Genomic DNA, 12,678 nt, shown 5'->3' on the forward strand with positions numbered 1-12,678 from the left:
TGGCAGGCGCCGTGAGTCGTCGCACTGGTAAGGAAATACGGTTCCGCAGGGTCCTCGCCCTATCGTCATGGCCCATGCGTATCAGGATAAGACGACGGCCGGAGAAGGATTGGGCGCCGCGGCCGTTCTCTCTCCGTCATGGCCGGGCGTGTCCCGGCCATCTACCCCGCGCCGTCGAAGCGCGGATGGCCGGGACAGCCGCCCGGCCATGACGGAGAGGCACCGATCTCGCCCGTTTTCATCCATCGTAGTGCCCGCACGCGGGCCGGGGGACCGCTACCGGTCGCCGGCCTGCGTCGCTTGTTCCATCCGTGATGAAGTTGCGGTATGGTGACAGCCACCACGGCCGCAGTCCCGCAAGCGCCGGTCGCGGATCGCAGACCAGCCTTCGGACAGGAACCGCTTTCTGATGGATCACGCTGCATCGGCCGCCTCGGGGGATCCCGCATCCGCCCCCGGCGGCCTGCGTACCGCCTTGCGCCTGGCGACGCTGCCGGCCCACACCCGGTTGCACGGCCATCCCGGCCTGGGCGCCGTCCAGGCCGGAACGATCGGCCGCGGCGCCTATCGGGCGCTGCTGTCGCGCCTCTACGGCTTCCACGTCCCGTTTGAAGCCGCCGCGGGCATCGAGCCCGAGCGCAGCCGCTGGCTGGCAGCCGACTTGCAGACGCTCGGGCTGGATGAGGCTGCGGTCGCCGCCTTGCCGCGGTGCGGGTATGTGCCTCGCCTGGAGACGGAAGCGCGCCGGCTGGGCGCGGCGTACGTCGTCGAGGGCTCGACGCTCGGCGGGCGGGAACTGGCGAAGCGGCTGGATCACCTGTTCGGCCCGGGCGCGATCGAAGGCCGCCGCTTCTTCAGCGGGCGTGCCACCGATACCGGGCGGGCGTGGCGGGCTTTCGTCGAGCGCCTGGAGCGGACCGGGACTGATGAAGCGACCAGCGCGGCGGTGATCGCCGCCGCCCAGGAGACTTTCGCGGCGTTCGAGCGCTGGGTTGAAGACTGGGACGGGGCCGACCGGCAGCGCCGGCAAGCCGCCTTGTAGTTGGCCAACCGGCGGTGCCCAGTCCGTTACTCCACCGTCATGGCCGGACGTGTCCCGGCCATCCACCCCCCAACCGTCGAAGCGCAGATGGCCGGGACACGCCCGCACTGGCGCTAAAATAGCGTGGCGGCGGCACGATGCTTGCCATTCCGTCATGGCCCGGCTTGTCCGGGCCACCTATTCCAGCACTGTGCCGCGACAGGTGGCCCGGACAAGCCCTACGGGATGCACACATCCCGGAAACGAGTTGGAAATGACCGTAAAATCAAATGCTTGCCTGGGCGCCGAGAGCGTTCCCCCATCGTCATGGCCCGGCTTGTCCGGGCCACCTATTCCAGCACTTGTGCCGCGACAGGTGGCCCGGACAAGCCGGGCCATGACGAAAGGGAAACGCCGCGGCGGACCGTTTCCGAGATGTGTGCATTGCGTAGGGACAAGCCGGGCCATGACGAGGAGGCAACAGCCAGCCCTATTTTAACGCCAATGGGGACACGCCCGGCCATGACGGTGAGGGAGAAGACCTTGCTCCGCCAGTCCGCTTATCCTGATACGCATGGGGCGTGTCCCGGCCATGACGGTAAGAGAATGGCCGCGACGCCGAATCCTTCTCCAACTCCAGCGGTTATGACCCCTTCGGCTTGAAGCGATACACCTCCGCCTCCCCCGGGAACGCCGCCGCCCGGACGTCCGCGGCGTAGCGGGCCACGGCGTCGTTGATGGTCGTGCGGATGTCGGCATAGCGGCGGACGAATTTCGGCGTCCATTCGAACAGGCCCAGCATGTCGTCGGTGACGAGAACCTGGCCGTCACAGGCGGCCGAGGCACCAATGCCGACCGTGGGGGCGCGCACCCCGGCGGTGATCTCCCGGGCCAGGGTCTCCGCCACGCCTTCCAGGACGATCGAGAAGCAGCCCGCTTCGTCGGCGGCGCGGGCCTCGGCGATGACGCGGGCGCGTTCCTCGTCGCTGCGGCCCTTGGCACGGAAGCCGCCATCGACGTGCACCGCCTGCGGGCGCAGGCCGACATGGCCCATCACCGGCACGCCGCGCTCGACCAGGAAGGCGATGGTGGGGGCCAGCGCCTCGCCGGCCTCGATCTTCACCGCCTGGCAGCCGGTTTCCTTCAGCACCCGCACGGAGGCCAGGTAGGCCTGCTCGGGCGACGCCTCGAAGCTGCCGAACGGCAGGTCAACCACGACCAGCGCATGTGACGAGGCGCGCACCACCGCTTGGCCATGCAGGATCATCATGTCCAGCGTCACCGCCGTCGGCGTCGGCAGGCCGTGCACCACCATGCCCAGGCTGTCGCCGACCAGCAGCAGATCGACGTGCGGATCGAGCAGCGCCGCCATCGGGGCGGTGTAGGCCGTCAGGCAGACGATCTTCTCGCGGCCTTTCAGCGCGCGGATGTCCGGCACGGTCATGCGCCGCGAGGCGACCTGTTTAGACACGGCTCTGGTTCTCCTGTGACGCGGCCTAGTCCAGCAGCCAGGGCGCCGCCGCCGCCTGGGCGATCTGCCGCACCTGGTTCAGCAGGCCCGGGCCAACCGGGATCCCGTCCCTTCTGCGAGCCTCGGCATACTGCCGCTGCGGATCGCCCGCAACCATCACCGGCCGGGCCGGGTCCATCGGCGTGGTCGCCCGCAGCGCGCCCAGGAATGCGGCGACGTCGGCCTGGAAGTCGCCGGACTCGCGGAAGATGGACGGATCGATGGCCATGAAGAAGTGGCCGATATCCATGCCGATGGGCTTCTTCGTGTGCATCGGGTCAGTGACCAGCGTCGCGCCCGACAGGCAGGATGCCAGGATGTTGACCATCACCGCCAGGCCGTAGCCCTTGTATGACGAATTCTCCGGCGAGCCGCCCAGCGAAGTCAGGAACCCGCCCTTCTGCTTCGCCACCAGCGGATCGTTCGACGGCCGGCCCTCGGAATCCAGCAGCCAGCCATCGGGCGCGGGCAGGCCCTCGTTCGCCTTGTTGCGGATGCGGCCGGCGGCCACGGTGGTGGTCGCCATGTCCAGCAGGAACGGCACGCCGTCGGCGCTGGGCGCCGCGAACGACCACGGATCGGTGCCGAGCCGCGCCTGCTTGCCGAACGTCGGCGCCACCTGGATGCCGGAGGCCGAGGTGCAGGCGATGCCAATCAGTCCCTGCTCCGCCGCCATCAGCGTGTAGTAGCCGGCGGCGCCGAAATGCGCCGAATGGTGCACGACGACAGCCGCCATCCCCGCCGCCTTGGCCTTGCCGATCGCCGTGGCCATGGCGAAATGCGCCGGCACATGGCCCAGCCCGCCGCCGCCGTCCACCACGGCCGAAACCGGCGTCTCGCGCACGATGATCGGCTGCGCGTCCATCCGGGCACGGCCGGCGCGGCGCAGGCCGTCATAGCCGGGGATCATCGAAATCCCGTGGCTGTCTACCCCGTGCAGATCGGCCCAGGACAAAATTGCAGATGTAGTCTCGGCGTTTTCCTCCGGCATGCCCCAGGCGAGCAGGATGGATTTCAACTGGGCACGGTGGCTGGCATAGGATGCGGGCATGGCGGTTTCCTCCTGTCGCATTGGGCGTTGCGGCCGAAGCTTGCGCGTCGGGGGCATTCCGGCAAGGGTAGCGGGCTGGCGGCGCAGGATCGTCTCTTTCCGGCCATGCCGGAAAGAGAACGGTCCGGCCTCGCCTCGTCCTGATGCGCATGGTGCCCACGCCGGCCACGGACAAGACACCGGGAGGAAACACAGAATGACCGACAGCCAGGCGTTGTTGCAGGCCCGCTTCGGGATCGGCCTGCCCGGGGTCGAGGTCCCGGACGCGATCTCGGCCCTGATCGATCGCCGCGTCACCCGCCGCTATACGGATCAGGACGTGCCGGACCCACTGCTCGACGCGCTGCTCGCCGCCGCGCAGTCGGCGCCGGCGAAATCCGATCTGCAGCAGTATTCCGTCATCGTCCTGCGCGACCGCGCCCGCATCAAGCGGATCGCCGACTGGATCGGCACGATGGACTGGATCGCCACCGCGCCAGTGTTCCTGGTCTGGTGCGGCGACATGCGGCGCGGGCAGCGCCTGTGCGCGCTGCACGACATGCCGCACGCCAACAACAACCTGGACACCTTCCTCAACACCGCCGTCGATTGCACCCTGGCGATGGGCCAGTTCATGGCCGCCGCCGATGCCATCGGCCTGGGGACCTGCCCGATCAGCTATGTGCGCAGCCATATCGAGCGGGTCTCGCCGCTGCTCGGCCTGCCCGACGGCGTCTATCCCGTGGCGGGCCTGACCGTCGGCTGGCCGGTGTTCCGCCGCCCGGTGTCGATGCGCCTGCCGCCGCGCGTCGTCGTCCACCGGGAACATTACGATGACAGTGCGCTGGCTGATGCCATCACGGATTACGACGAACGCCGCCGCGCCCGCGAGCCGGTCGCGCCCGGCAGCCTGAAGAACACCGACGTCTATCCGCCGCGCGAGGGCGTGGGCTGGAGCGAGAATGTCGCCCGCCAGCTTTCGGTGCCCGAGCGGTTCGGCTTCGCCGCCTACCTGAAGACCAAAGGATTTGACCTTGCCTGACGATGCCGCCCTGGCCGTTCGCCCGAAGACCGTCCGCGCCAGACACGCCGCCAGCCTGATCGTCGTGCGGCTCCGCGGCAAGGAGCCGCACATGCTGATGGGGATGCGCGGCGCGCGGCATCGCTTCATGCCCAACCGGCTGGTGTTTCCCGGCGGCCGGGTCGATCCCGCCGACATGACCGCGCCCTGCGCCGCCCCGCTGTCGCCGCACACAGAGGCCGCGCTGCGGCGGAAAGCCACCGTCAGGCTGGCGCACGGCCTGGGCGCCGCGGCGGCGCGGGAGCTGCTGGAGGAGACCGGCCTGTCGCTCGGCTCGCCGCCCCGGCTGGATGTGCTGCACTACCTGGCGCGCGCGGTGACGCCGCCGGCCTCGCCGATCCGCTTCAACGCCAGGTTCCTCGTAGTGGAGGAACAATACGTCAGCGGCACGCTCGGCGGCGACGGCGAACTGGAGGAACTCCGTTTCTACGGCATGCAGGAGGTGCTGGCGCTGGACCTCGCGACGCCGACACGGCGGGTGCTGGAGCGGCTGGCGATCTGGCTCGGCATGACGGAGGCGGAGCGGAATTGCCCGGAAAAGACGCCGGTGCTGCTGCGGGATCGTGGCTGGTTGATGGAGTAGCGGAACGGGCGGCCGGATCGCTCGGCGGTGGTATCGGTTTTGCCTTTCTGGAGACTGCGCACCGCAACCAGAAGGCGTCACTGATGACCGATCTGCACTGTCTGACCATTGCCCAGGCATCTGCCCTGATCAGGGCCAGGAAATTGTCGCCGATCGACCTGACCAGGGCCTGCCTGGCGCGGACCCGGATGCTGGACCACAGGCTGAACAGCCATCTTCTGCTGCTGGACGAGCAGGCCATGGCCGATGCCCGGCGCGCCGAGGCGGACATTGCGGCGGGAAACTGGAAGGGACCGCTGCACGGCATTCCCATCGGCCTGAAGGACATCTTCGCGACCGCCGGCATCCGGACGACCGCTCATTCCGCGCTGATGCAGGACCATGTCCCGGCCGAGGATGCCTTCACCGTCAGCCTGCTGCGCAACGCCGGTGCCGTCATAACAGGCAAACTCGCGGCCTGGGAGTTCGCCATCGGCGGTTCGTCCTTCGACCTGCCCTGGCCGCCGGCGCGCAACCCCTGGGATGTCGCGCTGGATCCGTCGGGGTCATCGTCCGGGTCCGCCGTCGCGGTGGCGGCGGGGCTGTGCCTGGGGGCGATGGGCAGCGACACCGGCGGGTCGATCCGCGGACCGGCCGCGTGGTGCGGCATTGCCGGACTGAAGCCGACCTATGGGCTGGTGAGCCGGCGGGGGATTTTTCCGCTGTCGTTCTCGCTGGATCATGCCGGCCCGATGGGCTGGACCAGCGAGGACTGCGCGCTGATGATGCAGGTGCTGGCCTGCCACGACCCGCAGGACTCGAGCAGCGTGGCCGTTCCGCCGGTTGACTACCCCGCGGCCATCGGCGCGCCGCTGTCCGGGCTGCGCGTCGGCGTGGTGCGGCATTTCTTCGAGAAGGACCTGGTGACCGATCCCGAAACCATCGCCGCGCTGGAAACCAGTTTGCTGGCGTTGCAGGACATGGGGGCCTCGGTCGCCGATGTGCGGCTGTCGCCGTTCGGCACCTATACCGATGTCGGCAGCCTGATTGCCCGCAGCGAGTCCTATGCGATCCACCAGCACTGGTTGCGCACGACGCCCGATTCCTATGGCGCCTATGCGCGGCACCGGCTGATGGCGGGCGCGTTCGTTTCGGCTGCCGACTACATCAATGCGCTGCGGGAACGCACGCGGCTGATCGCGGAACTGGCCGAGGTGATGAAGACCGTCGATGTTGTCGTGTTCCCGACGGCCCGCTGTCCGGCGCGGCCCCTCGGCGAGGACTCGATGGCGTCGGGCTTCCAGCCGTTCTTCAACCGCGCCTTCAACGTCACCGGCGGCCCGGCGTTGTCGATCTGCAACGGCTACAGCCACACCGGGCTGCCGCTGGCGTTGCAGATTGGCGGACGGCCGTTCGAGGATGCCTTGGTCCTGGGGGTCGGGCACGCGCTGGAGCGCGCGCTGGGCACGCGGCGGCGGCGGCCGGTGGTGAAGCCGTAGAAAGCCGGCGGCCGTTCTCTCACCGTCATGGCCGGGCGGTAGTCCTGGCCATCCACCCCCCGCCGTCGAAGCGCAGATGGCCGGGATTGCCGCCATACCATGACGATAAAGAAATGACAGCGGTTCGCCTCGGCTACCCGCTGACCGCGAGATGACCATGGTAGCGCTCCCGCAGCGCGGTCTTCAGCAGCTTGCCGGTGGCGGTGTGCGGCAGGCTGTCAACGAACACGACATCATCCGGCAGCCACCACTTGGCGATCCGCGCCGCCAGAAAATCGAGGATCTCCTGCTTCGTCGGCGGCGCCCGCCCCGGCTTCGGCTGCACCAGCAGCAGCGGGCGTTCCTGCCAGACCGGATGCTGCACGGCAATGACGGCCGCCTCATACACGTCCGGATGCGAGACGGTCAGGTTCTCGATCTCGATCGAGGAAATCCATTCGCCACCCGACTTGATCACGTCCTTCAGCCGATCGGTCAGTTGCACGTAGCCGTCGGGATCGATCGTCGCGACGTCGCCGGTGCTCAGCCAGCCATCGGCGTCGAGCGTCTTGCCGCCTTCACCCTTGTAGTAACCCGAGATCACCCAGTTGCCGCGCACTTTCAGTTCGCCGACGGATCGGCCGTCATGTGGCAGGGCATTGCCGTCCGGATCGACCAGCTTCAGTTCGACGCCGTAAACCTGCCGCCCCTGCTTCACCTGCATGTCGACCAGCGCCTCCGGGCCCGCGCCGTCGTGTTTCGGCAGCGGCGAGCCGACGGTCACCAGCGGGCTGGTTTCCGTCATCCCCCAGGCGTGCAGCAGGAAGACGCCCAGCCAGTCGCGGAATTTCTCGATCATCGCGCGCGGCGGCGCGGTGCCGCCGGAAAACACCCGCTTCAGCTTCAGCCGCGACAAATCCAGCGTCTTCCGTTGCGGCTCCAGCCAGGCAAGAAAGTTCAGCCACACCGTGGGAACGCCGCCGGAGGTGGTGCAGCCTTCCTGCTCCAGCAGCATGAAGATGCTCTCCGGGTCGAGCTTCGGCCCCGGCAGCACCATCTTGGCGCCGCTCATCGCGGCCGCGAACGGGATGCTCCAGGCATTGGCGTGGAACAGCGGCACCACCACCAGGATCGAGTCCCGTGCCGTGAACGCGAACGAGTCCGCGGCACACGCGGCGAAGGCGTGCAGCACCATCGAGCGGTGCGAATACAGCACGCCCTTCGGATTCCCGGTCGTGCCGGAGGTATAACAGAGCGTCGCGGCGGTGTTCTCGTCGAATTCCGGCCAGGCCGCCAGCGGGTCGGCGGCGGCGAGCAGGTCCTCATAGCACAGCAGGTTGCCCACCTTCACCGCCGGCATGTTGGCCGCGTCGCACAGCGCCACCCAGCCGCGCACCTGCGGCAGCGACGGCGCGATCTGCTCGACCAGCGGCACGAAGGCGGGATCGAAGAAGACATAGCCATCTTCGGCGTGGTTGATAATGTACAGGATCTGCTCGGGGAACAGCCGCGGATTGACCGTGTGCAGGACGCGGCCGGAGCACGTTACCCCGTAGTAAAGTTCAAGATGTCGGTCGCTGTTCCAGGCCAGGGTGGCAACCGGCTGGCCGAATGCCACGCCCAGCGCCGCCAGCGCGCCCGCCAGCCGTTTGGCGCGCTCGGCGACGGCGGCGTAGGTCGAGCGGTGGATCACGCCGTTCGGATCGCGCGAGACGATCTCCCGCTCGCCGTGCTGCGCCGCAGCGTAATCGACCAGCGTGGAAATCAGCAACGGACGGTTCTGCATCAGGCCCAGCACGAGGTTTCTCCCTGTTTTGTTGGTAAAGAGCATTTATGGGCGCGCACCTGGCGGTGGCAAGCGTCCTGACCGGACGGCACGACGTTTCATCGATACGGCTCCCTTGCACGACGGCTATCCATGCCAGCGCCCGCCCGAACGAGAGGGTCCTCGATTTGTCATCAGCGACATCCCTGTGCAACGTGCCCACGGGGAGGACCGCCAGGATGCCGCTGCTGACCGGATTTCGCGCCGTGCAACTCGGCCCCGGCCTCGCCGCCGCCGTGTGCGGCCGGCTGCTGGCGGACGTTGGCGCCGCGGTCAGGCGCATCGGCGCCGATGGGTCCTCGCCGCTGGGTGCATACCTCAACCGCGGCGGCGCCGATGTCCCGCCCGATATCCCATTGGCCGCCGCCGACATGATCATCGCCGAGGGCAGCCCGGAGACGCTGCGCCGCGCCGGGCACGATCCGGCGGCCCTGCGCCAGGCGAACCCGCGGGCGGCGCTCGTGTTGATCGCGCCGTTCGGCCAGGCCGGCCCGCGCGCCGAGGCGCCGGCGACCGACCTGACCCTGTTCTTCGCCAGCGGCATCGCCGCGATGCTGACCGGCCAGGTGGACGACCTGGACGAGCCGCCGATGCGCCCGGCGGGCCAGCAATCGGCGTTCATCGGCGGCCTTGCCGCGGCCTGCGCCGGGATGCACGCGGCTCTGCTGGGCCAGCCCGCCGTGGTCGACGTCTCGATCCAGGAGGCGCTGGCGACGCTGGCGATGACCGAGCTGACCCGCGCCGGCCTGGGCGGGGCAGGCTGGTCCCGCAAGCGGGTCGCCGACGGCAACGGCGCCACGGTCTGCATCCTGCCCGCCAGCGACGGCTATGCCGCCATCTCGCCGCGGGAGGAGCGGCAATGGGCGTCGTGGCTGCGCGCCATGGGCTCGCCGGCGTGGGGCGGCGATCCCCGTTTCGCCACGCTGGCGCAACGGCGGGAGAACTGGGACGCGCTGCACGCGCTGATGGCGGCCTGGAGCCGCGGCCACGGCAAGCAATGGATCGCCGAAACCGCCCAGGCCGCGCACGTGCCCAGTTTTCCGCTGCGGCAGCCGGCGGAACACCTGGATTCCGCCCAGCTTCGGCACCGCGGTTTCTTCCGTGTGGAGACGGTGGCGGGACGCGCCGTCGCGGTGCCGGGATCGCCGTTCGGACTCAGCTTCACGGCCGCGCCGGCGATTCCCGCCGCGGAACCGGCGGCGCCCCTGCCGCTGGCCGGCATCCGCGTGCTGGACTTCAGCTGGGTGATTGCCGGGCCGACCACGACGCGCACTCTGGCGGCGATGGGTGCCGACGTCATCAAGATCGAGGCGCCCGGGCGCGGCGACCCCGGCCGGGCGTCGGAACTGCATACGGTGCTGGGCCAGGCGAAGCGGGCGATCACCCTGGACCTGAAGCAGCCCGAGGCCGTGGCGGTGGCGAAAGCCCTGGCGCGGCGGTCCGATGTGCTGGTGGAGAACTTCGCGACCGGCGTGATGGATCGCCTGGGACTGGGGGCCGAGGCGCTGGCGGCGGTCAATCCGCGGCTGGTCTACGTGTCCGCCTCGGGCCTTGGCCGCACCGGGCCGGAAGCGCAGGCCGTGGCGTATGGCACGCTGCTGCAGTGCTATGCCGGGTTCGCCGGGCTGAACCGGCATCCGGACGTGCCGCCGCGCGTCGGCATGGCGTGGCTCGATCCGATGTGCGGCCTGATGCTGGCCTTCGCCGTCGCGGCCAGCCTGTGGCGGCGCCGCAGCGGCATGGTGGCGCGGGTGGATTTCTCGATGCTGGAAGCGATGCTGTGGACGATGGCGGAGCCGCTGCTGGCGCCCTCGCCGCGATCGGATGCGGTGTATCGCTGCGCCGGCGCCGATGCCTGGATCGCCGTGGACGCGCGGGCCGAGGCCGAGCGGCGGGCGCTTGCCGCCGTGGCCGTGCCCAATGGATCGACGACTGGATCGGCCGCTGGATTGCCCGTCTGGGCGCGCCGGCGCAGTGCCTCGGAGGCGGCGGCGATCCTGGCACAGGCCGGCGTGCCGGCCGCGGCGCTGGCGCGACCGCATGACCTGGTGGCGGATGCGCACCTGCGGGCGCGCGGCTTCTGGGATCCGCACCCGGACGGCGTGACGCCCGGGCTGCCCTGGCAGGCATCGTTCGGCCGCAGGCGCGGGCCCGCGCCGGAGTCCGGCGCCGATACAGATGCCGTTCTGCGGGAGGTCCTGGGCATGACGACAGCGGACGTACTGCATCTGCGGCAGTGCGGCGCGCTGGGATAGGCACGTCGTCGCAGCCGGCGTCGGCCGATCGATACCGGGGCGCCCCGATGATGGCGCCGGCGGCTTTGCCGGATGCCGGAGAGCCCGAAGACGTTTCTCCTGCTATGGAAATACGGTTCCGCAGGGTCATCGCCCCACCGTCATGGCCGGGCGTGTCCCTACGCAATGCACACATCCTGGAAGCGAGTCGGAAATGACCGTAAAATCAAGTGCTTGCCTGGGCGCCGAGAGCGTTCCTCCATCGTCATGGCCCGGCTTGTCCGGGCCACCTGTCGCGGCACAAGTGCTGGAATAGGTGGCCCGGACAAGCCGGGCCACCTATTCCAGCANCCGGGCCACCTGTCGCGGCACAAGTGCTGGAATAGGTGGCCCGGACAAGCCGGGCCATGACGAAAGGGAAACGCAGCGGCGGACCGTTTCCAAGATGTGTGCATCCCGTAGGGCGTGTCCCGGCCATGACGATAGGGCAACGGGCCTCGTCCATTTTCGTCCATCGTGGTGGCCGCGGGCGGGCTGGGGGACTGCTTAAGAATCAGCGTCCGCGGCGGCATCATGCCACCTCGGCGATACATTCCTCTGACGGAATGCAGGCTTTCGCGGCCATCTGCGTACCGGGGCATGCCCGCGCGGCAGCGCCACTATGGTTTCATTCCAAATGGTCTGTTGTCCGGACCGCGGATTCCGAAAGCCTCTTTTTCACGACACCAGCGAGATACTCGAGTTTCACCGGCTTGTTCAGGAACGTCACGCCGAGGCCGGAAGCCTCGGCAGCGAGGTCGTCGCTGATCATGCCGGTTATGAGGATGGTCGGAACGGCGCGTCCGGCCGCCGCCGTCAGTTGACGGTAGACCTTGATGCCGTCGAGGCCCGCCAACACATAATCGAGGATCATCAGGTCGGGCACGCCGTATTCCTGCAGTGCCGCCATCGCCTCCTCGCCGGTCGCGGCGGGTACGACCTGATGGCTGTCCGAGCTCAGGAATTCGCAGATTATTTCACGAACCGTGGGCTCGTCATCGAGCACCAGAAGGTATTTCGCGCCACGCGGCATCGGCCAGGCATTCGACAAGTCCGGATCTTCCTGTCCATTTGCGGTTGATACAGCCAGTCTCGCGTTGTTGTGAGCTTTTATAAGGACGGCAGGCCGTGCGCGCGATATGGGAAATTCCTATATGCCAGCCCGAGTTCACAGCTGAGATAGAATCTGACACGCAACATACCTGCCGGGACGGTGACCTCGCCTTGTGCGCCACGCGCTTCCATGAACAGCTATGGCTGCCGTTCGCAGCGGCCCCGCAGCCCTATCTGCTGCTGTCGCCGAAACTGAAGATCCTGGAGGTCAACCGGCCGTTCATCACCACGAGCCAGACGAGACGGAACGAAATCCTCGGCTGCGCCATGTTCGACGTGTTTCCCGACAATCCGGCGGCCGCCGAATCGGATGGCCCGTTGCTGCTGAGCGCCTCGCTCGGACGCGTGCTCGACCAGGGTCTCCCCGACGACCTGCCCCCCATGCGCTACGATCTGCGCGATCCAGACGGCAGTTTCCAGGCGCGCTGGTGGAAGGTGGTCAACATCCCGGTGTTCGACGAAGGCCGGTTGGTTTCGATCCTGCACCACCCCCTGGATGTGACGTCGCGGGAACGCCGGATCAATGAGGCAATGGCCTTGTGGGCCACGCTTTCGCAGCGGGAACGTGACGTTCTCAGCGGTTTCTCCAGCGGACTGACTACCAAGCAGGTGGCGGCGGAACTCGGCATCAGCGCCAAGACCGTCGAACTCTACCGCCTGCGCCTGTTCGAGAAATGCGGCGTCAATACACTGGGCGCGCTGGTGCGCATCGGCGTGCTGGCAACGCTTTGATGCCAGCGGCGCTGCCCATCGGCCGCCCTCGTTCAGTGGGGCCGCCGGCAGCC

At 68.6% G+C, this 12,678-nt stretch carries 10 protein-coding genes; 6 read left to right on the forward strand and 4 right to left on the reverse strand.

Going from position 1 to position 12,678, the window contains the following annotated elements:
• Window positions 1-409: 409 nt before the first annotated feature.
• Window positions 410-1,042: a biliverdin-producing heme oxygenase gene (locus CCS01_RS04505; protein ID WP_104517631.1), complete on the forward strand. Its 633-nt coding sequence runs from the start codon at window positions 410-412 to the stop codon at window positions 1,040-1,042.
• Window positions 1,043-1,664: 622 nt separating this feature from the next.
• Here CCS01_RS04505 and panB read toward each other — a convergent pair.
• Window positions 1,665-2,492 carry a 3-methyl-2-oxobutanoate hydroxymethyltransferase gene (gene panB, locus CCS01_RS04510; protein ID WP_456307585.1) on the reverse strand — a complete coding sequence of 276 codons (828 nt, stop codon included), beginning with the start codon at window positions 2,490-2,492 and terminating at the stop codon, window positions 1,665-1,667.
• A 25-nt stretch (window positions 2,493-2,517) separates the two neighbouring features.
• Window positions 2,518-3,582 (reverse strand): Ldh family oxidoreductase, encoded by a 1,065-nt coding sequence (locus tag CCS01_RS04515; RefSeq protein WP_158258230.1) that lies wholly within the window; start codon window positions 3,580-3,582, stop codon window positions 2,518-2,520.
• Between the two features lie 196 nt (window positions 3,583-3,778).
• On the opposite strand from CCS01_RS04515, the gene CCS01_RS04520 reads away from it, so the two are divergent.
• From CCS01_RS04520 to CCS01_RS04530, 3 genes are all read left to right on the forward strand, one after another.
• Complete coding sequence (locus CCS01_RS04520; RefSeq protein ID WP_158258231.1) at window positions 3,779-4,603, forward strand: nitroreductase family protein; 825 nt, start codon at window positions 3,779-3,781, stop codon at window positions 4,601-4,603.
• Window positions 4,596-5,225, forward strand: coding sequence for an NUDIX hydrolase (locus CCS01_RS04525; protein ID WP_239992002.1), 630 nt, complete (start codon window positions 4,596-4,598; stop codon window positions 5,223-5,225). The genes CCS01_RS04520 and CCS01_RS04525 overlap by 8 nt, the downstream gene beginning before the upstream one ends.
• Window positions 5,226-5,308: 83 nt before the next feature.
• Entirely contained in the window at window positions 5,309-6,703 is a 1,395-nt protein-coding gene (locus tag CCS01_RS04530) for an amidase (protein ID WP_104517634.1), read from the forward strand.
• Window positions 6,704-6,836: 133 nt separating this feature from the next.
• Here the strand turns inward: CCS01_RS04530 and CCS01_RS04535 are convergent, their stop codons facing one another.
• Window positions 6,837-8,480 carry a long-chain fatty acid--CoA ligase gene (locus CCS01_RS04535; protein WP_104517635.1) on the reverse strand — a complete coding sequence of 548 codons (1,644 nt, stop codon included), beginning with the start codon at window positions 8,478-8,480 and terminating at the stop codon, window positions 6,837-6,839.
• A gap of 206 nt (window positions 8,481-8,686) precedes the next feature.
• Between CCS01_RS04535 and CCS01_RS04540 the strand changes: the two genes are divergently transcribed.
• Entirely contained in the window at window positions 8,687-10,762 is a 2,076-nt protein-coding gene (locus tag CCS01_RS04540) for a CaiB/BaiF CoA-transferase family protein (RefSeq protein ID WP_158258232.1), read from the forward strand.
• Between the two features lie 646 nt (window positions 10,763-11,408).
• Here the strand turns inward: CCS01_RS04540 and CCS01_RS04545 are convergent.
• Window positions 11,409-11,831, reverse strand: coding sequence for a response regulator (locus tag CCS01_RS04545; RefSeq protein WP_104517637.1), 423 nt, complete (start codon window positions 11,829-11,831; stop codon window positions 11,409-11,411).
• A 173-nt stretch (window positions 11,832-12,004) separates the two neighbouring features.
• On the opposite strand from CCS01_RS04545, the gene CCS01_RS04550 reads away from it, so the two are divergent.
• Window positions 12,005-12,625 (forward strand): LuxR C-terminal-related transcriptional regulator, encoded by a 621-nt coding sequence (locus CCS01_RS04550; protein WP_104517638.1) that lies wholly within the window; start codon window positions 12,005-12,007, stop codon window positions 12,623-12,625.
• Window positions 12,626-12,678 lie beyond the last annotated feature (53 nt).

Source organism: Rhodopila globiformis, assembly GCF_002937115.1.
GTDB lineage: Bacteria > Pseudomonadota > Alphaproteobacteria > Acetobacterales > Acetobacteraceae > Rhodopila > Rhodopila globiformis.

Excerpts from the sequence above, each read along its gene's own strand:
- CCS01_RS04515 (WP_158258230.1), bottom strand. The coding sequence starts at position 3,582 with ATGCCCGCATCCTATGCCAGCCACCGTGCCCAGTTGAAATCCATCCTG.
- CCS01_RS04520 (WP_158258231.1), top strand. The coding sequence starts at position 3,779 with ATGACCGACAGCCAGGCGTTGTTGCAGGCCCGCTTCGGGATCGGCCTG.
- CCS01_RS04505 (WP_104517631.1), top strand. The coding sequence starts at position 410 with ATGGATCACGCTGCATCGGCCGCCTCGGGGGATCCCGCATCCGCCCCC.
- CCS01_RS04540 (WP_158258232.1), top strand. The coding sequence starts at position 8,687 with ATGCCGCTGCTGACCGGATTTCGCGCCGTGCAACTCGGCCCCGGCCTC.
- CCS01_RS04530 (WP_104517634.1), top strand. The coding sequence starts at position 5,309 with ATGACCGATCTGCACTGTCTGACCATTGCCCAGGCATCTGCCCTGATC.